This window comes from Spirosoma lacussanchae, from assembly GCF_005870035.1.
Taxonomy (GTDB): domain Bacteria; phylum Bacteroidota; class Bacteroidia; order Cytophagales; family Spirosomataceae; genus Spirosoma; species Spirosoma lacussanchae.
The window spans coordinates 390,253-411,273 of sequence record NZ_SWJG01000002.1 but is presented as its reverse complement, the minus strand read 5'-3'; the positions used below and the strand labels follow the sequence as shown (position 1 = coordinate 411,273).

The window sequence follows — 21,021 nt, the reverse complement described above, 5'->3', positions numbered from 1 at the left end:
CTATTCTTCTACCGGCCATGAATAAGTCAATCCCACACCTGCTGGTTAACCTACTGATCCTATTCTGCATAGTCTCCTGCAAAGAAAAAAAGTACCCGCCCCAGCTGACCGCCGTCAGTCCCACGGCCGCGCCCATCGGCGCCGACATCACCCTCTCGGGCACCCAGTTTGGCGATGACCCTACCGTCACCATGGCTGGCCAGACCGTACCGACCAAAACCCGCGCCGACAACGCCATCACGCTCACCCTGCCCCGGCTACCCGTCGGAGCCACCACGATTCGGGTTCAGAACGCCGACGGCACTTCCGCCCCCCTGCCTTTTACCGTACTCCAGCCCTTGCCCCAGCTCAGCAGCGTCGAACCCGCCAACGGACTGCCGGCAACGACTGTCCGCATCCGGGGCGACTTCCTCGATCAACTCAAAGCCGTTCGGTTTGGCAACACCACCGCCGAGCTGGTCGGCACCGGGTCGGCCACCGAAATCAGCGTTAAGGTGCCTTCGCTCAGCCGCGGCCCGGTAACGATTAGTGTCGAAACAGCCGGTGGCACCGGCCAGGCTAACTTCATCGTGGCCGCCACGCCCGAGATAACCGGCTTTACGCCCAAACGAGCCATTGTAGGCCAGGAAATCACCCTCTCTGGCAAAAACTTACTCGATGGTGTGGTGAGCCTTAATGGACAGCCCATTGATAGGACCAAAACGTCCGTTCAGGATAATCAGATCCGCTTCAGCCTGCCCCCTGCCGCCAGCTCGGGCCGACTGACGGTGACGGTATTCGACAAGCTCAGCGCCACCACGCCCGATAGCCTGATCATTATTCCGCCCCCGCTCATCGACGCCACCGGCCTCAGCCTGACCGAGGGCATCCGGGGCGACAAACTCACCCTAACGGGCCGGAACCTGCTCGACGTAACCAGCGTCAGCTTCGGCGGCACGCCCGCTACCGGCCTGCGCGTCCTCAGCAACAGCCAGATCGAACTGACCGTACCCGAGCGCAGCCAGTCGGGCGAGACCCCGCTGACCGTTACCTCGCCCGGCGGCACGACCGAAGCTCCTCAGAAGTTTCTTATGCTGCTGGCGCCGGCCGAGCTGACGGCTGATCCCGACCGTCAGGGTCGTGGTAAAGACATCACCGTACGGGGCCGAAACCTGCATCGCATCACCCAGGCCAGCCTCAATGGCAAAGCCGCTACCATCACCGGCCGCACCGAAGGCAGTGAACTCAAATTAACCATTCCCACCGACGCCACCACCGGCCGACTTACCCTGACCAACCGGGCCGGCAGTGGCACGTCGGGTCGAAATATGACGGTCGTTCTTAAACCCGTACTCACTGAGTTGACCCCCACCCGCGCCCCTGTCGGCGGGCTGGTGACGATACGGGGTAATTACCTGCTCGGGGCCCGCGTCTTTTTTGCCACCGATCAAACCCCTACGGCCGTAGCCCTGGAGAAAAACGAAGATGACGAGATCAGTTTCCGCGTGCCCGCCTACGCCAAAGACGGGGCTATTCGGGTCTGGAACAACGAATCGGGCGAGTATACCGACACCCCCGTTTTCAACGTCATCCTCTCCCCGGGCGTTACCAGCGTCGTGTCGGAATACAACAACAACGAAGGCTTCGTCGGCGAGAAAGTAATGTTGTCGGGTCAGAACTTCGACGAGTGCGTGGTGCGTTTTGAGGGGTCTTCCCAGAACGCCGAAAACGTTGAGACACCTACCCGGGCCCGGCTCGTCGTCCGGATTCCGCCCGACGCCCGTACGGGAAAAATCCGCGTGTTCAATACCCGATACAGCACCGAGAGCCCCACCGAGTTCCAGATTATCGGCAAGCCCAACATTACCGACATCAACCCGAACCGGGCCAGGGCCGGTCAGTCGCTGATCATCAAAGGAACCAGCCTTAAGCGGATCGACGAAGTTAAAATAGGTGGGCAGGCGGTAGCGAAATCGGCCTTCAGCGAAAATATCGAGGGTACCCAGCTCACCATAACCGTACCCGATGCCGCCCTGCGCGGGCGTGTTTATGCCCACAACAAAGCCGGTAGCGATGAACATGCCGGCGAAAACTTTACCATCGTTCGCAAGCCCCGCATCGACGACTTCAGTCCCAGGCGGCAGGTGGTTGGCGGGCTGGTCACCATTCGGGGCGATTACCTCTACGGGGCCAGGGTTTCCTTTGGCGGGCGGGAGGCCACCGAATACCCCAAGATCAACTTCGATGATGAGATTATTGCCAAAGTGCCCGATGGAGCCAGCGACGGTGCCATTCGGGTCACTAACCTCGTTGATGCCGAACAGCGCGACGGGTTCAGCGTGGTGCGGGCGCCGGTCATCAGCGGGTTTAGCCCCGCCAATGGAAGCCGTGGCGCCGAGGTAACCATTACGGGTCAGTACCTGGATGTAGTGACAGAGGTAAAGTTCAGCGGAGGAGGATCGGCACCGGCCCAGATTCTGGACAAGAACAGCGGTTCGGTACGGGTGCGGGTACCCGACAACGCCGTTACCGGTACGATCTGTTTGAACGGCGAAGCGGGCCAGCGTTGTAGCGGCAGCAATTTTACGGTAAACCTACCTCCCGTACTAAGCAATCTAAGCCGCGACAAAGGCGTACCCGGTCTGGAGTTAACCTTATCGGGCAGTAATCTGAGGGGCGTTCAGGAAGTGAAGTTTGGCAACCAGACCGCTACCATTCGGCGGGGCGACGAGAATCAGGTGGTTGTGGTTGTTCCGGACTTCAACAGTGTACAGTCAGTTGCCGTGACGCTGCGTACTGACGCCGGCTGGTCAAATGGCCTCGGGTTTACCGGCGCGCCCCAGTCAGTTATTACGGAAGTAAGGCCGAACGCATTGATTGGTAATGCCACGGTAACGTTTAAAGGAGCCAACTTTTATTACGTCACGCACGTACGGTTACCCAATGGGGTAGAGATACCCGGCGATCGGTTTATTGACCGGGGCAACAACCAGATCACGATCCGGGTACCTCCTAATACGCCCGCCGGCGATGTCAGAATCATTACCGAATACGGCGAAGGACGCGGTCTATCCGTGAGTAATGTGCTACCCGGCAGTTCACTTACTCAGGATAACATAGCCACAAGCGTAGGGGATATTGTAACCTATACAATAGCTGACGACTGCTCCCCTACTTCATTCCATTACTGTCTGAATAACCGGGCCTTTAATTTCAAGAAATACTCTTCCCGGTGTAATCGGATCTACTTCACTCACGAAACAATTGGCGGAGCTACCTATGAAGTATACACAGACGTCCAGTTCCCTACCATTCGATTAAAGCTGGAATTGAACGGGCAAGGCAACGCCTACACAGGCTTCGTCTTTTTTGACGACAACGGCACCCGGTATGCAGGTAGCTTGCTGAAGAATGGGGATATTCTCTTGTATGCACTTAATACTGGATCAGAAGTCAGGCTTGTCAAAAAACGCTACTGCTTCGGCAACGGTAGTTGTGAGAACTGCATTAATTAATACCCTGGTCCGGCAAGTGGCGACTCACCCTTCGCGCTCCATCTTACAGCTAATGAAGGTATGACTACTGCTTAACTGGAATAGCCTACCAAACTTAGTATACCAATGACCCGCTTTTTCTGTATAACGATTCTGCTTCTGCTGGGCGTAAGTCAACTCATTTACGCCCAGCAAACCCGTACTCAGAAACTCGATTCGCTCTACAACGATCCGTTTTTCTACTCGACCGTATCGGCCATCATCCTGCCCAAAGGATTTGTTGAGGTCAATAATTTCGGCAGCCTGTTCACCACCAACGAGCTGTTCACGTCCGATGCCAAGCGGCAGAATCTGAACGCCCGGCTGAGCCAGTTTGTCAACCTCCTGCAAATCAGTTACGGCACCTCGGCCAGCAGCCGCTTCAACGTTGGGGTCGATCTGCAGTACTCCTCCCTGCGGGTCGATATTGACCCGCAGGCTTCGCCGTTCAGGGTCTTCGGCCGCGATTCGGCCCTGATCAACGATCAGGCGTTTACCCACGTGGGGCTGCGCTTTCGCTGGAAACCCGTGGCTCGTAACCGAAAGCTGCTGGTTCAGGGATCGGTCTACCAGCCCATTTACAAACCCGACGAAAACCTGACCAGTCTCCGGATGCAGGTCGTTTACGTGTTTGAACTGAGCCGACGGCTGTTTTTATACGCTCAGCCGGGTCTGACCTACAATATTCCCAAAAAGTCGATTTCGGGTAGCGTGGCCATTCCGCTAACGGCCCTGTTCCAGTTTCAGCTTACGCCCCGGCTGGGGCTGATGGGCCTCATGAATCATTCGATTGGTCTGGCCAGAAACGCCGAGCGCGTGTTCAGCCAGACCAGCCGCGGTTCGCAGGTGGGTACGGGGGTGCAGTTTCAACCCTTGTTGCGGCTGGGTATTACGGGGTTTGTAACGCAGTACCTGGCCGGTAAGAATACCGGTGTTTACCGAACCGCCAACCTGGGCCTGCGGGTTATACTCTGACCAGGCCAACCCAATTTGCGGCCCAGCTTTATCGCCGTTGCCCAAACACGAACGAAACCCCAACCTGATACCCCAGCGCGTATCGATTAACGGTCAGCAGGCTCGTTGAGCTGTATTTGTCACCCACGGCCAGCCCTTTGCTGAGCCGGGTGGTGCGCCCGGTAAAGATTCCCGCGTTCAGGCAGATCACATTGGTACCACCCAGCGCGAGCGATGGCCCAATAAGAAATCCAACCGCCTTCGCATCGCTGAGTGGTACGGCGGCTCCGAGGTGAGCCCCTAGCCGGGTGGTACTCGCTGAGCGCTTGAATACGTGAAAAAGGCCAGTGATAGCCGGCGAAAACCGGTCGAGGTCGGTAGCGCTGATTTTTCCATCAATCAGTCCATACGCCTGGGGCGGCTGACTGTAGCCCATAAATGACAAACCAAAGCTGGTGACAAGCTGTACCCGCCCCGGGGCATCGATCTGGAAATGTTCCGACCGGGTCAGCTTCCGCTTGTCAGGAACGGTGGTATCGTAAAACTGAATCAGCAGAGCCTCACTGCCCTTGTTGACCGTGGCGTTGCAGGAAGCCGTAAAGGTGTTTTGCCGCAGGGTCGAGTAATGCGTCACCACCTCGTACAAGGTCGCGGTGAGTTGGTCGGCCAGCTCATCGGTAATCGTTTTTTCGTAAATCCGGGCCGACTCGGCAATGGCGAACGAGTTGAACGAGGGTGCATCCGTATCGCCCCGCGACACCGGCTGACGGGTAGCCTGGCGTTTAAACAGGGTAAGTACGTATTTCATATACTCCGCGTTTTCGAGGGCGAGTTGCCGAAACACCTGGCGGGCGGTATTCCCGTCGGTCAGGAGCGGCAGCGCGGTAGGCGTCAGTTGCCGGACCAGTTCGTCGGCCTGTCGGGTCAATTCTGTTTTGGGAAGGGTCGTGTTATAACGCAGTCCCCGGAGCCGGGTCTGGATCGAGCGCCAGCGTTCGGCTTCGGTCAGCCGGTCGCGCAACTGACTTTCCAGATCTACCAGACTGGCGCTGGCGAGCAGATCAGCCGTTGACAAGTCGATCTGCATGGGCGCGTAGATGAGTGAGCTACCCGCTTTTTCGCCCCGGGCTTTGGGGGTTAACAGGTTTCGCAGATCGAGACCCATGCCGGGAACGAGTACGCCGGAGATACGGGAGAAGAAATCGCTGATACCCGTTGCGACTACCGAGTCGGCACGGGCACCCCGCCGGATGCTGACTTCCGGCTGAATGACCTCCACGTTGCAGTTCACAACAGATACGGAAACGGGCGTCTCCTGCCGAACGCGGATGTTTCGGCCGGTACCCCGCAGCGTATCGCCCGCTGGCCGAACGTATACCCAGCTCGTTCGGTCGGGGTGCAGGTAATCATAGGTAATCCGAATGCCGGCCGTCTGTGCCACAGCATCAGCGCAACTACTCAACAACACCAACAGAGCAACTAGTAAACAATTGATTCTCATACAAATGGGCCATATTTTCTGTAAGTAAAATAATTTACAGAAAACATGACCCATACGAATACCTGTTGCCAGGTATCTATTTATTATTCGTTACTTTCTGGTAGCCTGTCGGATGGCCTCGGTTTCGGCCGGGTCGTAGGGGGTACCGTCCTGTTTGTATACTTCATGGAACCACACGGATGGTTCGCGACCGTTTACGTACGGTTTCTGCCAGCTGTCCCAGGGCAAAAAGGTCTGGGTTTTACCCGCTACGAAACCCCAGTTGATCATCCCCACTTTGGCCTGTTTCGCAATGGGCAGATGGGTTTGAAACTTACTATCGACACCCCGCGCCATATACTCGGTACAGATAACGGGACGACCCATTTTCTGCAGAACCGGGAGTAGTTTCGTCAGGGCATCGGCCGTCGAGTACTGGTGAAAGGTGATGATGTCCGAGTTCTCGAACTGTACCTTTTCCATCGGCGTCCATTTGGCCGGGTTGCTCCAGTCGTGTCCATCCCATAAAATCCAGGGCCCCGATGTGAGCGGCTGCGTAGCCCCGGCCGCCCGGCACCACTGAAATACCTGGGGCAGCAGTCGGGTAATGATCCCGATTTTGCGGCTGTTCTCGAGTTCGATCTTCTTCTCGTTCCGGCCGTAGTTATTGTCGTTGGCGTTGTCGGGCTCGTTCCAGGTATCCCAGGCCAGAATCCGCTTATCATTTTTGAACGCGCCCACTATGCCTTTCACGTAGGCTTCGAGCCGCGGATGCTGCGACACATCGGTCAGCGCATCGGCACCGGGGCTTTGTACCCAGCCCGAATTGTGAATACCCGGCACCGGCTCGCGCTGTTTGCCGAGCTTCGGATACGGGTCCCAGCACGAATCGAACAGCACCAGCATGGGCCGGATCTTGTGTTTGGCGCAGATACCCAGAAACTGATCGAGCCGTTTTTTGAAGCCTTCGGCATCCTGCTGCCAGAGCAGATCATGCAGGAAGACCCGCATGGTGTTCATTCCGATCCCTTCGGCCATAGCCAGCTCTTTATCGATGGTAGCCGGGTCAAAGGTTTCGGCCTGAAACATCTCCAGTTCGTTGATCGCATTGGCAGGCACGTAATTGGCACCCACCAGAAACGGTTCTTTGGCGTACCAGGCATTGGCTTTGGCCGCCGACCACCGACCGGGCGCGCTCGTTTCCTGCCCGTACGCCAGAACCGATATGAATAGTAATAAGAGGACTGATACTTGTCGCATGAATTAGTTTACCGGGTTAAAAGATCACATCATCTGTAAAAGACAGACGAGGCTGCAATTGGGCCTTTGCTATCGGATAAATTTTACCGTCGCCACCTGATCGTAGGGACGGTACTTCTAGTTTGCCACCGAAAAACGGTATTCGGTCGTTTGTTTGTAGGTCTGGCCGGGGCGCAGAATGGTATTCGGATACGTTGGGTGGTTGGGCGAGTCCGGGTAGTGCTGGGCTTCGAGAGCAAAGGCATCGCGGTAGTTGATAGGTTTACCGTATTTACCGATATCGCTTCCTTGGAAGAAGTTACCGCCGTAAAACTGAACGGCCGGCTCGGTAGTCAGCACTTCCATTTTGATGCCCGATTGATCACCGGTGATCTCCACCCCTTTTGTCAGGCCGGTGCTTCCTTTTTTGTTCAGCACGAAGTTATGGTCGTAGCCGCTACCGAACGTCAGCTGCTCATTTTTCTCGTTCACCCGCGCCCCGATGGCCGTTGGCTTCCGGAAGTCAAATGGCGTACCCGCCACCGGAGCGGGCTCTCCCTGCGGAATCAGGCCTTTATCGACCACTGAATAGCGGTCTGCATCGATCATCAGCACGTGGTTGTTGATGGTGCCACTGCCCTCGCCGTTGAGGTTGAAAAAGCCGTGGCTCGTCGGGTTATAGGGCGTGGCTTTATCGGTCGTTGCGGTGTAGTCGATACGCAGGCCGTTGTCGGTCAGGGTGTAGACTACGCTGGTCGTAACGGTACCCGGAAAACCGCCTTCCCCGTCTTTCGATACGTACGTCAGCTTCAGGCTGGTATCGCCCGACTGGCTGGCCGTCCAGACCTGGTTGTGGAAGCCGCTCGGGCCGCCGTGGAGGGTGTTGCCGTTGTTGTTCAGCTCCGTCTTATACGTTTTGCCATCGAGGGTAAACGTACCTTTGCCGATGCGGTTACCAAACCGGCCAACAATGGGGCCGAAGAATGCCCCGCCCTCGCTCTGATAGTCCTTCGCCGACGCGAACCCGGGCGCCACGTCTACCAGCTTGCCCGCTTTGTCGGGAACCAGTAGCCCAACCAGCCGGGCTCCGTAATTGGTGATGGCCACCTGCATGGTTTTGTTTTTCAGCGTATAGAGCTGAATTGCTTTGCCGTCTTTCTCCCCCGCAAAGGCCTTGGCATCGGGTAGTTTGTAGACAACAGCCGCCGAAGAAGACGCCGTATCGGCATCGGGCGATCCGGCTGCGGGGGTATTGGCCAGTTCCGTATCGGCTTCTTTGGTTTTTGTCGACGACTGGCAACTGGCCTGCACCAGCAGGGCGGCCACCAGCGCCGGAAGAATGAGGGTTCTCATAGGTTATAGGCGTAAAATATGGGTAAGATATTTCAGGGGCATGACGCCCCTGTGGGGTTAAAAGCAGCAGCGGGTCTTATTCTCCCGGAACAGGCATAGGTATCTTAGGCATTGGCTTCCCAAAATTGGGCGAGCCGTCGGCATTCCAGGTAAACGGCTGAATGTGGGGGGCGCGTTTGTTACCGCAGCCATCCGTAGCCGACGGATTGGCGTGATAAATCATCCAGTGCTGAACGGGCTCTCCATTACGGCCTGCGGTCTGAAAAAAACCACCGTGTCCCGGTGCCCAGACGCCATTTTCGGGCGCCTGAACAAACACCGGCTGTGGGCTCTTCTGCCAGCTTTTGGGGTCGAGCAGATCGCCCTGGCCAGTGTAGGTCAGCAGCCCCAGGCAATAGTCGAGCCAGCAGGCGTTGGCTGAGTAGACCAGAAACAGTTTACCGTCGTGCTGCAGAAACTCCGGTCCTTCGTTGACGTAGATTTTGGGTACTTCCCCATTTTTCTGCCAGGCCTGCGGTACATCGCCATGGCGCTCCCAGGGCAGTTCGGGCTGCGAAATCCGGACCCGGTCGCCGTCGAGTGTCCAGGGGTTTTTGAGTTTGGCGATGTATATGTCCTGCTGACCGTTAGTAGGCCCCTCCCAACCCGACCAGGCCGCATACAGCTGGCCCTTAAACTCCACCACCGACATATCGATTTCCCAATGGTCGCCCGGATCGCCGATCTTGCCTTTCATCACCCACTCGCCCGCGAACGGGTCCGGGGAGTCATTCTCGATGACCCAGACCCGATGGCTCAGGTTATTGGCCGAGTCGGCCGAGAAATAAACGTACCAGCGTTCCTGCCCCCGGTCATTTTTGAGCGCGTGGATTTCGGGGGCCCAAAGCTCTTTTGAGTACGGCTGGCCCGGCGGAGGGGTATAGATAACTTTTTTTTCGGCCGTTGCCAGGTCGGCTATGTTGCGGGTACGCCAGAGGGTCAGGTTTGCGCCGGTGGTGTTCATGTAATAATACCAGCCGTCTTTTTGCAGTACCCAAGGATCGGGGCCCGACGGTTTGATCGGATTGGTGAACGTACGCTGCGCATGAGCGCTACACAGACCGGCCAGCAGCATAGCCGACAGCAGCCACCACGTACGAACGGATGCGGTGATTAGACTAATCATAGTTTATCGGTTCAGGGAGAAAGGAATAGAATAAGAATACGCTGTACATACATCCCCATTGTACCGCAGCGCCACCTCGATCAGCCGCTTTTTATCGGCCGACAGAAGAAGCTGCGATGAATAGTTGGGGCACGGATTATCATAGGCCTTCGGCACGGGAACCGGCGCGGGCGTTTCGGTCCAGGGGCCAGCCCCCGCCGGGTTGCTCACCATCAGCACCGTTCCGTTGGCGGGGGCTGGCTTATTGGCCGCATCGAGCAGCAACTGGCCAACCACGAGTAAACGCCCGTCGGGCAGGGTGGTAAAGGAGGGCGCATGCGCCAGGTGATGCCCTTCCAGCGATTCGATGCGGGTGCCGGGCTGGGCCGGGTTACCCCAATTCAGCCCGTCGCGCGAAAACCGGATGAACACGTCGCAGCCCATGCCGCAGATTTCATAAACCATGACGTAACGAGCGGGCCAGGCATACCCGGCCGCCAGTTTTCGGACAATGGCCATGCCGGGGCGCATCGGTTTGCCGGGCTGATCCGGTATGGCGACGTCGCGGACTTCAGGACCCCAGGTTCGGCCCCCGTCGGTCGAGACTTTATGGGCCAGGAGCTGATTAAACCCCTCGGCGCGGTGTTCTTCGGTCGAGTAATAGGCTACCAGATTCCCGTTGGCGTCGACGGTAAACTCGGGCTCCCACAGGCCGACCTTTCCGGTAGCCAGCGTCGAGTGAAAACGCCAGGTTTTACCCCCGTCGATGCTGCGGTGAATATTGATCGACGAGCGGCAGCGCGGGTCGCGGGAACACCCCATAGACGGCGCCCAGAAAAGCGTACCGGGGGCTACCGTACCGAGTTTCTGCGGCACCTCCCACAGGCCGCTGCAGCAATGGTTGGTATCCGTCGTATCGCGGAGATCGGCCAGGGGTTTCCACGAACGCCCTTCGTCGGCACTCGTGAAGAGCATGGCGCCGTTCCCATCGGTATCGAATGAGGCCAGCAACTGTCCGGGTCGGTTGGGTTTGTGCTGAAGCCGAATCACCCGTGGGTAGTAGGCCCGCCGTTCTGTGACTGGCTTCGGCTCATCGGGGGGCGCGGGCTCTACCAGGCCACCCAACACCAGCGACACAGCCAGCAGCAGCCAGTTGCCACCTCTAAAAGCGTTCATGAATCTGGAATAAGGGTCTGTAGGTTAAAGAACCAAATGGCTTGTTTTAACCCTCTGACTCGGCAATAATCGACCCGGCGAGGCATCAGTACGTGCGTAACACCTTGAGCCGGTGGTTATTATTGATCCGCAGGCGGGGGGAACTCAGGCGGTTAAAAATAACCCCCGCCACCGCCATGCCCCCCGCAACGGGTAGCACCGACTGGGCCCGAAAGTTGTTATTGACCACGCTCGACAGCAGGTAAACACCCCCCGCAATAGGCAGCAGCCGACCAGCCGCGGTGATAAACGGTATGCGTCGGTCAACGTATATTTTCTGCACCTCACCGAGCCGAAACGCCACCGGTTCGTCGCGGTTCATGACCTCGTTGGCCATCAGCACCACAAACGTACTGTCCGTTACCTCGTAGAGCGTTTCCCTGAATTTCTGACCCCGCGCTCTGAACCGAATCTCGTCGCCCTCAAAGAACCGGTATCGCCGGAAACCGCCCAGCGTCGGGTTCACGTCCAACGCCAGGTACCGCGACGGTCGAAGCCGGGCCGCAAAGGCCCCGCCACGCCGTTCGAGTAGCTGTTCGGTAGTCAGGGTATCGCGGGGTTGAGCAACGGAGTCGGTGAGGGCGACTAAGCCAAAAACCCAAAACATCAGCAATCGAGCAGAGCGCCACGTCATACAGTAAACAGGTTGTCCTGTCTGCAATAACGCAAAAGGGCCAGGCAAAGTCAGCTATTTTTTATTTTTTAAGAAACCCGCGGCACCATACTGATACCGGAACAGGCATAAAAAAACCGGCCAGAGACCGGTTTTACAAGGACGCAGATGCCTTAATTATTTTTGTCTTTTATCGAGTCCCGAACGGCTTCCCGATAATCTTTCCGGGCCGAATCCAGCTCAGCCTGCTCGTCGCGCACTTCGGCGGTGTCGCCTTCCTGCTGTGCTTCGATGACGTCTTCTTTAGCGTCCTGCACCTCTTCGGCTTTGTTTTCTTTCTTCGAATCGCAGCTCATCTGCGTGGTGGCGCAGACAACGGCAAGAGCAAGTGCAGTAGCAAATGATTTGATCTTCATACGTTTAAACTTGAGTTGTAATAGACGTTTCATCCGGGCTATTCCGGACTTAATGGGTTAGAACGGGAATCGGTGCCGATTGTTCCGGACACCTACTTAACGGTATGCAGGCTGGTACGCCCGGCCCTTTTGGCTACTTTTGCGCCCATGATTACTGCCAACCAACTTCGTAAGTTTACCGAACAGATATTTATAGCCATCGGCTGCTCAGAGGCCGATGCCCGCCTGGCCGCTGACGTGCTCGTCTCGGCTGACCTGCGCGGGGTAGATTCGCACGGCGTAGCTCGCCTGCCGGGTTACGTACGGCTCTACGACGTCGGCCGGCTCAATCCACAACCGCACATTCGGATCGTTCACGAAACGCCGTCGACGGCCGTTGTCGACGGCGACCGAGGCCTGGGGCTGGTAGTAGGGCCGTGGGCTATGCAGGTTGCCATCGACAAAGCCCGCACGGCCGGAACGGGCTGGGTAGCGGTTCGTAATTCCAATCATTTCGGCATAGCGGGTTACCATGCCCTGCTGGCCGCCGACCATGACATGATCGGACAGGCTATGACCCACGCGGCTCCGCTCGTGGCGCCTACGTTCTCGCTCGAAAAAATGCTGGGGACCAACCCCATCGCGGTGGCCATACCAGCCGCTACCGAGCCAACCTTTCTGGCCGATTTTGCCAGTACGGCCGTAGCCTACGGGAAGCTCGAAATTCTGCAGCGCAAAGGCCAGGATATTCCGCTGGGCTGGGCGCAGGATGCCAGCGGCCAGCCCACTGCTGACGCCAATGCCATTCGGAACGGTGGCGCCCTGCTGCCCCTCGGCACCGACCGCGAACACGGTAGCCACAAAGGATACGGGCTGGGCGCCGTTGTCGATATTTTTTCAGGTGTGCTGTCGGGCGCCAACTACGGACCATGGGTTCCTCCGTTTGCAACGGCGGGGTTCATGCAGGCCAATGAAGGCGTCGGCGACGGTACAGGCCACTTCTTCGGGGCCATGCGTATCGATGCGTTCCGGCCAGCCAGTGAGTTCAAAACCCACATGGACACCTGGATTCAGCGATTCCGTCAGGCCCAGGCGGTAGAAGGCAAGCGGGTATTGATCCCCGGCGATCCCGAGCGCGAGATGGAAGCCGAGCGGCTCTCGAACGGCATCCCCCTGCTCGACCCGGTCATCCAGAGCCTGACGGAGTTGGGCGACCGGTTTGGTGTATTTTTTTCTCCGGCATAAATGCCGGCGCTAGTCATGAACAGAACAGCGACGGCCCCCGACCACGACGAACCATGATTTGCCCCGGCATTCATGCCGGGGAACACTGAATTAATAACCCCGGCATAAATGCCGGCGCTAGTCATGAACAGAACAGCGACGGCCCCCGACCACGACGAACCATCAATAGCGCCGGCATTCATGCCGGCGCTATGAAAACCAACACATGACCACCCCGGCATAAATGCCGGAGCTAGTCATGGACACAATAGCGACGGACCTCGACCATGACAAACCATGATTGGCCCTGGCATTACTGCCGGGGAACATTATAAAAATTTCCGGCATCAATACCGGAGACACTTTAGATTGTATCAACCATCAACTCATTTCCTATGCAGTTCCGAACCCTGGGAAAAACCGGATTTTCTATTTCTGAAATCAGTTTAGGCACCTGGCAGGTCGGTGGCAAATGGGGCGACCCGTTCAGCCACGAGAATGCCGATCGAATCCTGAACGCGGCCGCCGATGCCGGTATTAATCTTATCGATACGGCCGATGTTTACGGCGATGGCGAAAGCGAAAAAGCCGTTGGCCGACTTGTACGGTCGCGGTCGGAGCGGATCTACGTGGCCACCAAGTGCGGACGTCGGCTACAACCCCACATCAACGAAGCGTACCAGCCCGCTGCCCTGCGGAAGTTTGTCGACGATAGCCTGCGTAATATGGGCCTGGAAACCCTCGACCTGATCCAACTCCACTGCCCGCCAACCGATGTTTATTACCGGCCGGAGTTGTTTGAGGTGTTTGATCGGCTAAAAGAAGAAGGTAAAATTCAGAACCTGGGCGTCAGCGTCGAGAAAGTAGAAGAAGCGCTGAAAGCCATCGAGTACCCCAACGTCACGACCGTCCAGATCATCTTCAACATGTTCCGGCAACGGCCCGCTGAACTGTTTTTCACCGAAGCCAAACGGCGTAACATAGGCGTTATCGTTCGGGTACCGCTGGCGAGTGGCCTGCTGACGGGCAAGTTTGACCAAAATACCACCTTCTCCCAGGACGATCACCGCACCTTCAACCGGCAGGGCGACGCGTTCGACAAAGGGGAAACGTTCTCGGGGGTAGATTACGAGACCGGCCTGGCCGCGGTCGACGAGCTGAAGACCGTATTCCCAAATGGACTCGCCGTCGACGCCCTGCGCTGGATTCTCACCTTCGATGCCGTTAGCTGCGTCATTCCCGGCGCGTCGAAACCGGAGCACCTGATCGCCAATGTGCAGGCAGCCGATCGGCCGGCCCCGTCGCCGGAACAACTGGCCGCCGTCAGCAGAATCTACGACGAACGAATCAAAAACCCCGTTCATTATCTCTGGTAAACAGCTCATCAGCATAACCCGCGAGAGTTCCGGTATAGGTCCGGCAGAAAACCTGTACCGGAACCCCTGCGGATCAGCGCCCCAGGAAAATCCGGAAGCCCACATTGAGTCCGATCGTGCCCGGTTCCCGATAACCGGTCGAGACCAGGCTGGTATTGACTACGTTGTTTTTGCGGTAGCCAAGCGATGCGTCGAGGCTGACGGTATTGTTGATGAAATAGGCCGCGCCTATCGATCCGCCGTAGGCAAACGAACCCTGTTTGTACCGGTTTTCACTAACTCCGTTGACATTACGGGTCCGGTACCATTGCTGTGTATAGCCAATCGTAGCATCAATGAACGGACGAAGCCTGGCTGAGCCAACGTAATAGCGCACAAAAGGAGCCAGACCGAGCTGCGTATTTGTTATACTATACTCAGTATTACCGACTGTCGCAAACCGCGTCTGGTAATGCTGGTAGTTAACCGGTACAGAGAGGCCTATAACCAGATTGTTAGCGACGAAGTACCCGGCCGATGGCGACACCGACATGGAAAAATTAGTTATCCGGTACGGTTTCTCGCCGGGCGAATAGGAGATGTTCCCAACCTGGGCGCCAACAGTCCAGCGTCCTTTTTCCGTTTGGGCCGTAGCCGCTGATACACCCAGTACCAGCAGCATTAATGAACAGACTACGTTTTTCATACACTAGAGATTGACTGATGATGGGCACAAGAATACAGGCAAAATTTGCTTGATCTATCGAATTAACATTATTTAATATATTCAGATAGTCTGTACTATGAGCAGTAAAAATTTGCACAAAACCAGCACGACTTAGAGTTCGTTTGGCGATGCGAACGGTTTGCCATATATTGTTGCTTTACTAATCAAAAACCCGCCATGCAGGAACAATCGCAGACGCTCAATGGCATGACCCAATCGCAGGGGCAGACATCAGCCAACTTCTCGTTTTCGGATTACCAGACCGAGAATTTCTTTGACGAAATGTTTGAACGCGACGAGCTGGTGCGGGCTGGTTACCTACCGTTTCAACAACGCGTTGAACAACTATCGCGCGAAGACATCATTGGTCGTCAGCATGCCGCCGAACGGGCGCTGATGAGCATGGGCATTACCTTCAACGTCTATTCAGAAGGCGAAGGCACCGAACGGATCATGCCCATCGACATTATCCCGCGCGTGATCGAATCGGCCGAGTGGGATCGGCTCGAAGCGGGGCTCATCCAGCGAATTAAAGCCCTCAACCTGTTTCTGGATGATGTCTATAACGAACAGCGCATCCTGAACGACGGGGTTGTACCGCGCGATCTGATCGAATCGAGCAAGTCGTTTCTGCCACCCTGCCTGGGCGTAAAGCCACCTAAAGGCATCTGGTGTCATATAACCGGCACCGACCTGATCCGGGGCGAAGACGGGCAGATGATGGTACTGGAAGACAACCTCCGCTGTCCGTCGGGGGTGTCATACATGCTCGAAAACCGCGAGCTGACCAAGCAGACTTTTCCCGAAGTGCTGGCCCAGACGGGCGTTCGGCCCGTATCCGATTATCCGATGCGGCTCCTCCAGATGCTGCAGTACATTGCCGACCGCCCCAATCCGACGGTGGTTGTACTAACACCGGGTATATATAACTCGGCCTATTTCGAGCATTCATACCTGGCTCAGCAGATGGGCGTTGAACTGGTCGAAGCGCGCGACCTGGTCGTATCGGGCGGGTACGTGAAAATGCGGACTACCAAAGGATTCCAGATCGTTGACGTCATCTACCGCCGGATCGATGATACGTTCCTCGACCCCAAAGCGTTTAATCCCGACTCGATGATTGGCATACCGGGTATTTTCGAGGTGTACAAAAAAGGCCGCATTGCGCTGGCCAACGCGCCCGGTACCGGCGTGGCCGACGACAAGGTGATCTACGCCTACGTACCCCGCATCATTCAGTACTACCTCGGCGAGGAACCTATCATCCCCAATGTACGGACCTACATCTGTCGCGAAGAAGAAGACTGCCAGTATGTGCTGGACAATATCGAACAGCTTGTTGTCAAAGAAGCGAACGAAGCAGGTGGCTACGGCATGCTGATCGGCCCCAAGGCCACCAAAGAAGACCACGAGCTGTTTCGCCAGAAAATCAGAGAAAACCCGCGTAACTACATTGCCCAGCCAACCATTTCTCTGTCCCGGGTTCCCTGTCTGGTGGGCGATCATGCCGAAGGTCGTCACGTCGACCTGCGCCCGTATATCCTTTACGGCGACGGCGTCAACGTGATTCCCGGGGGGCTTACCCGCGTGGCACTTCGGAAGGGGTCGCTCGTGGTTAACTCCTCTCAGGGCGGGGGCGGCAAAGATACCTGGGTCCTCTATTAGGCCACACGTTATGAGTGAACAGCGATGCGTGAGTACCGAATGATCGTACTTTTGCCCCGGCGATCCCGTTCGTTCGTTTATACGGGTATCGCTCGTCACTCATAACGTCTCTTGTCTTGCCTGATTTATCGATCATCATTGTCAATTATAAAACTCCCCGGCTCATCATAGATTGTTTGCAGTCGGTGTATCGCCATACTAGTGGCATTACGTTCGAGGTCATTGTGGTCGATAACCAGTCGGGCGATGATAGTCAGGCGCAGGTACAGGCCGTTTTTCCGCAGGTGCGCTGGTATGATATGGGCTACAATGCTGGCTTTGCCCGGGCCAACAACCTCGGTATTCGTCAGGCCACAGGCCGTACCGTGCTGCTCCTGAACTCGGACACCCTGCTGATCGACAACCTGCTGGAACGCTGCGTCCGGGTGCTTGACCAACAACCCGACGTGGCAGCTGTTGGCGCTCACCAGCTCGGCCGCGACCGGCAGCTTCGACCCAACCTGTACACCACCTTCGGGCAGATGCGCCGGGCTTTTTACATTATTCCCCCGACTCAGGCGGCCGAAAGCTGGCTGAAGCGACGACTGCCCGACCCCTCGTTCAGTGACCCGGCCCAGGTAGAATGGATTTCGGGGGCTTTCCTGATGACCCGGCCCAACACGATTGCCCGGGCGGGCGGGCTCGACGAATCCTTTTTCATGTATGGTGAAGATGTGGAGTGGGGCTACCGGCTGGGCAAACAGGGCCGCCTGCTGCTGTTACCGGACTCAGCGTTCGTTCATCTGGAGTACGGCAGCAGTACCGATCACCAGCAGCACGTGGTCACCCATATTAACCGGTTCAAACCGCAGGTGCAGGTATCGCAGCTCCTGTGGGTTCGGAAACAGTACGGCCCGGGCGCGTATCTCGTGCTGATTCTGCACTATATAACTCTGATTCCTATCATCTTTCTGGGCAAAATTGCGATCAACCTACGCCAGCGCCGACCCCTGCTCGCCGACCTCGGTAATCAACGGGCGTTTGCGCGGCAGGTCGGCGTTTTCTTACGGTTCTTTTGGTCAACGCTGCTTAACAAGCCGGGGTTTTATAAAGTTTAACGGATGAAGTTGAAATCGGGGATATACCCGTTCGTATACCGTCTCCGCGCAGCCTTCATTCTTTGCCCGTAGAAAAGCAGTAATTTCAGCCGAATATTTACACTTTCGGCTGAAGAATTCGTTGTAAGTGAAATGGAATAATTCTATGCGCTTCTTATACTCGATTGGGCTGTTTGCCCTTTTTTTGGGCGCCGTCCTCTGGCCCACCGTTAGCCAGGCTACGCACGTGCGGGCTGGGGAAATCACTACCAGGCGGATTTCGCAGACCACACTCACCTACGAAATTACCTTCACGGCCTACTACGACGAAACACCAGCCGGAGCCGGGGCCGCTGCCCAGGGAGAACGGTATACTATCTGCTTCGGCGATGGCACCTTTCAGGAAGTTCAGCGCCTGCCCCGCGTCTTTATCAATAACCGAACCTCATCGATCAACACCTATCGGGTCGTTCACACCTACCCGGCGGCTAACCCCTATACCATCTCCGTAACGGTACCCAACCGGAACCGGGATACCAAAAACCTACCCCCCGCCAGCCAGTCGGATCAGATTCGCTTTTTCGTGTCGAGCACTATTCTGATTACCCCCAACCTGGGTCTCAACTCGACGCCGATCATGCTCAACCCACCCCTCGATTCGGCCCGGGTGGGTCAGCGCTTCTGCCACAACCCGGCCGCCTTCGATGCCGACGGCGACAGCCTGGCCTATCGGCTGAGCGTACCGCAGGAAGGGCTGCAGGATGCCGGTTGCCGCGGTCGGTTTATCCCGGCCTACCAGGACCCGACCCGTTTCAGCCGCACCTCCGAGACGGGTGGCACCCCCACCTTCCAGATCGACGCCCGCACGGGCGAGCTCTGCTGGGACGCCCCCGGCGAAGAAGGCCAGTTCAACTTCGCTTTCATCGTTGAAGAGTGGCGCAACGGCGTGCTCATCGGCGAGACCACCCGCGACATGCAGATCATCGTGGTCGACAATCCCAACCGGCGCCCCCGCATCAACCCCCTGCCCGACCTTTGCGTAGAAGCAGGCACGCTGATCAACCAGCCCGTGACGGCCACCGACCCCGATGGCCAGCGGGTCATCATCACCGCCTTTGGGGGTGTTTTCAACGTGGGCCAGGACGGTCGTCCGCTGGCTCCCGGCGAACTCATCGCTCCGCAGTATGCCCAGCTCATTCCGGCCAACACGGCCCTGGCACAACCCGCCACGGTCAACTTCCGCTGGCAAACCAACTGCAACCAGATTCGGGAAGCGCCCTATGACGTCACCTTCAAGGTCAACGACGTGCCGCCCCGAGGCACCAACTCGCTGGTGTCGTTTCAGACCCTGCGGATTCAGATCGTAGGGCCATCGGTCAAAAACCTCACCGCCCGACCCACCGCCACCGCTACCGGACGAGCCATTCAGCTCAACTGGGACCCCTATACCTGTGGTCCTCCGGGTACACAGCTGATCATATATCGCAAAGAGGGTTGCGAAAATATTCAGATTCCGCCCTGTAGCACCGGGCTGGCAGCCAGCACCGGCTATCGCGAAATTATCCGGGTACCCATCACGGCTACGTCGTATGTCGACACCAGCGCCCTGCGCCGGGGTGTCAGCTACTCGTACCGGCTGGTAGCCGAGTACCCCGACCGCAATGGCGAGTTCATCAATGGCGGTCAGAGTATAGCCTCCAACCAAGCCTGCCTCGAGCTGCCCCTGCTGGCCCCCGTCATGACCCAGGTCACCGTCGACTCCACCCGAGAATCCAACGGGCAGATCACCGTCCGATGGAGCCGACCCATCGGACTCAACCCCGGCGACCTGCCAGGACCCTACCAGTACCGGCTCCAGCGCGCCACCGGACTCGATGGACAGGACTTCGCCACCATCGCCACCATCAACACCAGCCTGCTGCCCAACCCCGACACCGTCTTTGTCGACCGGGGGACAACCAGCGCCCCCCTCAACACCCAGGCCAACCCCTACCGATACCGCGTCGAGTTCTTCTACACCAGCGCCACCGGACAGCTCACCCGGCTCGACGTCACCGAAGCAGCCTCCAGCGTGCGGCTCACCACCCGGCCCGCCAACCGACAGGTCAGCCTCAGCTGGCAGGCCAACACCCCCTGGGCCAACACCAGCCAGACTCACCTGATCTTCCGCAGCCGGTCGGGACCCAACGGCCCCTTCAACCAGATCGCCGAGGTCAGCGTTCAGGGGCCCGACTCGTTCACCTACGTCGATGACGGCACTGACCGGCTCACCGCCGATGGCAACACCAGCCGGACCCTCTCGGCCGACTCCAGCTACTGCTACCGGGTGATGACCCGGGGCCGCTACGCCGACGCCCGCCTGGCCAGTCTGGGCCTGCTGATCAACTACAGCCAGATCAGCTGCGCCACCCCCGCCGACACCACCCGACCCTGCCCCCCCAGCCTGCGGCTCGACAGCCTGGACTGCGCCAGCCTGAGCCCCGAGAGCTTCTGCAACCAGACCAGCTTCACCAACCAGCTGGCCTGGACACCCACCCAGGGACCCACCTGCGACCCCAACATCGCGTCCTACCGCATCTACTACGCCCGCTACCAGCCCGACACGCTGGGCCTGCTGACCAGCGTGCCGGCCCCTACTACCAGCTTCAGCCACAGCAGCCTGACGACGGTGGCGGGCTGCTACTACGTGACGGCCGTCAGCCAGCGGGGCCTCGAGAGCCGCCCCTCCAACCTGGTCTGCAACCAGGCCTGCCCCTACTTTGCCCTGCCCAACGTGTTCACCCCCAACGGGGATGGCAAAAACGACACCTTCCGGCCGATGCGCTGCGAGCGGTTCGTGGAGCGGGTGGAACTGGTGGTCTACAACCGGTGGGGGGCAAAGGTCTTCGAGAGCAGCGGGCCGACGGTGAACTGGGACGGTCGGACCAGCGATGGTCAGGAGCTGCCCAGCGGTCTGTACTACTACCAGGCGACGGTGTACTATGCGGTGTTGGAGCGCAACGCGGCCCCGTCGGTGATCAAGGGCTGGGTGCAGATCATCCGGGGCGGGGGGGCCTGACTCCAACCGAC

At 57.7% G+C, this 21,021-nt stretch carries 15 protein-coding genes; 7 read left to right on the top strand and 8 right to left on the bottom strand.

From position 1 onward, the window contains the following. Window positions 1-17 precede the first annotated feature (17 nt). Both FBR45_RS12090 and FBR45_RS12085 read left to right on the top strand, forming a co-directional pair. Window positions 18-3,494: an IPT/TIG domain-containing protein gene (locus FBR45_RS12090; RefSeq protein ID WP_138502628.1), complete on the top strand. Its 3,477-nt coding sequence runs from the start codon at window positions 18-20 to the stop codon at window positions 3,492-3,494. A 105-nt stretch (window positions 3,495-3,599) separates the two neighbouring features. Beyond that, a complete protein-coding gene (locus FBR45_RS12085; RefSeq protein WP_138502626.1) occupies window positions 3,600-4,487 on the top strand; it encodes a porin family protein in 888 nt (295 codons plus the stop codon). Window positions 4,488-4,515: 28 nt separating this feature from the next. On the opposite strand, the gene FBR45_RS12080 is transcribed toward FBR45_RS12085, so the two are convergent. The 7 genes from FBR45_RS12080 to FBR45_RS12050 all read right to left on the bottom strand — a co-directional run bounded on the left by FBR45_RS12080 (window position 4,516) and on the right by FBR45_RS12050 (window position 11,926). Continuing rightward, window positions 4,516-5,907 (bottom strand): hypothetical protein, encoded by a 1,392-nt coding sequence (locus tag FBR45_RS12080; RefSeq protein ID WP_138502624.1) that lies wholly within the window; start codon window positions 5,905-5,907, stop codon window positions 4,516-4,518. A 150-nt stretch (window positions 5,908-6,057) separates the two neighbouring features. Further along, entirely contained in the window at window positions 6,058-7,206 is a 1,149-nt protein-coding gene (locus FBR45_RS12075) for a cellulase family glycosylhydrolase (RefSeq protein ID WP_138502622.1), read from the bottom strand. A gap of 117 nt (window positions 7,207-7,323) precedes the next feature. Continuing rightward, on the bottom strand, window positions 7,324-8,538 hold the full coding sequence (locus FBR45_RS12070) for an aldose epimerase family protein (protein WP_138502620.1): 1,215 nt from the start codon (window positions 8,536-8,538) through the stop codon (window positions 7,324-7,326). 76 nt (window positions 8,539-8,614) lie between these two features. After that, window positions 8,615-9,652 carry a glycoside hydrolase family 43 protein gene (locus FBR45_RS12065; RefSeq protein WP_138503098.1) on the bottom strand — a complete coding sequence of 346 codons (1,038 nt, stop codon included), beginning with the start codon at window positions 9,650-9,652 and terminating at the stop codon, window positions 8,615-8,617. Window positions 9,653-9,706: 54 nt separating this feature from the next. After that, window positions 9,707-10,858, bottom strand: coding sequence for a sialidase family protein (locus FBR45_RS12060; RefSeq protein ID WP_138502617.1), 1,152 nt, complete (start codon window positions 10,856-10,858; stop codon window positions 9,707-9,709). Window positions 10,859-10,943: 85 nt separating this feature from the next. Beyond that, window positions 10,944-11,504 (bottom strand): hypothetical protein, encoded by a 561-nt coding sequence (locus FBR45_RS12055; RefSeq protein ID WP_138502615.1) that lies wholly within the window; start codon window positions 11,502-11,504, stop codon window positions 10,944-10,946. Window positions 11,505-11,683: 179 nt separating this feature from the next. Continuing rightward, window positions 11,684-11,926: a hypothetical protein gene (locus FBR45_RS12050; RefSeq protein ID WP_138502613.1), complete on the bottom strand. Its 243-nt coding sequence runs from the start codon at window positions 11,924-11,926 to the stop codon at window positions 11,684-11,686. A 147-nt stretch (window positions 11,927-12,073) separates the two neighbouring features. On the opposite strand from FBR45_RS12050, the gene FBR45_RS12045 reads away from it, so the two are divergent. Next, window positions 12,074-13,150: an Ldh family oxidoreductase gene (locus tag FBR45_RS12045; RefSeq protein ID WP_138502611.1), complete on the top strand. Its 1,077-nt coding sequence runs from the start codon at window positions 12,074-12,076 to the stop codon at window positions 13,148-13,150. 374 nt (window positions 13,151-13,524) lie between these two features. Beyond that, window positions 13,525-14,505, top strand: a complete 981-nt coding sequence (locus FBR45_RS12040) for an aldo/keto reductase (RefSeq protein ID WP_138502609.1) — start codon at window positions 13,525-13,527, stop codon at window positions 14,503-14,505. A 73-nt stretch (window positions 14,506-14,578) separates the two neighbouring features. Here the strand turns inward: FBR45_RS12040 and FBR45_RS12035 are convergent, their stop codons facing one another. After that, window positions 14,579-15,190: an outer membrane beta-barrel protein gene (locus FBR45_RS12035; protein WP_138502606.1), complete on the bottom strand. Its 612-nt coding sequence runs from the start codon at window positions 15,188-15,190 to the stop codon at window positions 14,579-14,581. A gap of 198 nt (window positions 15,191-15,388) precedes the next feature. On the opposite strand from FBR45_RS12035, the gene FBR45_RS12030 reads away from it, so the two are divergent. The 3 genes from FBR45_RS12030 to FBR45_RS12020 all read left to right on the top strand — a co-directional run bounded on the left by FBR45_RS12030 (window position 15,389) and on the right by FBR45_RS12020 (window position 21,010). After that, complete coding sequence (locus FBR45_RS12030; RefSeq protein WP_138502604.1) at window positions 15,389-16,876, top strand: circularly permuted type 2 ATP-grasp protein; 1,488 nt, start codon at window positions 15,389-15,391, stop codon at window positions 16,874-16,876. A 116-nt stretch (window positions 16,877-16,992) separates the two neighbouring features. After that, window positions 16,993-17,973 (top strand): glycosyltransferase family 2 protein, encoded by a 981-nt coding sequence (locus FBR45_RS12025; RefSeq protein WP_138502602.1) that lies wholly within the window; start codon window positions 16,993-16,995, stop codon window positions 17,971-17,973. A 145-nt stretch (window positions 17,974-18,118) separates the two neighbouring features. Next, window positions 18,119-21,010, top strand: coding sequence for a T9SS type B sorting domain-containing protein (locus tag FBR45_RS12020; protein WP_138502600.1), 2,892 nt, complete (start codon window positions 18,119-18,121; stop codon window positions 21,008-21,010). Window positions 21,011-21,021 lie beyond the last annotated feature (11 nt).

What these genes read in the sequence shown, in the direction of transcription:
- FBR45_RS12090 (WP_138502628.1), top strand. Translation starts at nt 18, where the DNA reads ATGAATAAGTCAATCCCACACCTGCTGGTTAACCTACTGATCCTATTC.
- FBR45_RS12085 (WP_138502626.1), top strand. Translation starts at nt 3,600, where the DNA reads ATGACCCGCTTTTTCTGTATAACGATTCTGCTTCTGCTGGGCGTAAGT.
- FBR45_RS12075 (WP_138502622.1), bottom strand. Translation starts at nt 7,206, where the DNA reads ATGCGACAAGTATCAGTCCTCTTATTACTATTCATATCGGTTCTGGCG.
- FBR45_RS12070 (WP_138502620.1), bottom strand. Translation starts at nt 8,538, where the DNA reads ATGAGAACCCTCATTCTTCCGGCGCTGGTGGCCGCCCTGCTGGTGCAG.
- FBR45_RS12065 (WP_138503098.1), bottom strand. Translation starts at nt 9,652, where the DNA reads ATGCTGCTGGCCGGTCTGTGTAGCGCTCATGCGCAGCGTACGTTCACC.
- FBR45_RS12060 (WP_138502617.1), bottom strand. Translation starts at nt 10,858, where the DNA reads ATGAACGCTTTTAGAGGTGGCAACTGGCTGCTGCTGGCTGTGTCGCTG.
- FBR45_RS12055 (WP_138502615.1), bottom strand. Translation starts at nt 11,504, where the DNA reads ATGTTTTGGGTTTTTGGCTTAGTCGCCCTCACCGACTCCGTTGCTCAA.
- FBR45_RS12050 (WP_138502613.1), bottom strand. Translation starts at nt 11,926, where the DNA reads ATGAAGATCAAATCATTTGCTACTGCACTTGCTCTTGCCGTTGTCTGC.
- FBR45_RS12045 (WP_138502611.1), top strand. Translation starts at nt 12,074, where the DNA reads ATGATTACTGCCAACCAACTTCGTAAGTTTACCGAACAGATATTTATA.
- FBR45_RS12040 (WP_138502609.1), top strand. Translation starts at nt 13,525, where the DNA reads ATGCAGTTCCGAACCCTGGGAAAAACCGGATTTTCTATTTCTGAAATC.
- FBR45_RS12035 (WP_138502606.1), bottom strand. Translation starts at nt 15,190, where the DNA reads ATGAAAAACGTAGTCTGTTCATTAATGCTGCTGGTACTGGGTGTATCA.
- FBR45_RS12030 (WP_138502604.1), top strand. Translation starts at nt 15,389, where the DNA reads ATGCAGGAACAATCGCAGACGCTCAATGGCATGACCCAATCGCAGGGG.
- FBR45_RS12020 (WP_138502600.1), top strand. Translation starts at nt 18,119, where the DNA reads ATGCGCTTCTTATACTCGATTGGGCTGTTTGCCCTTTTTTTGGGCGCC.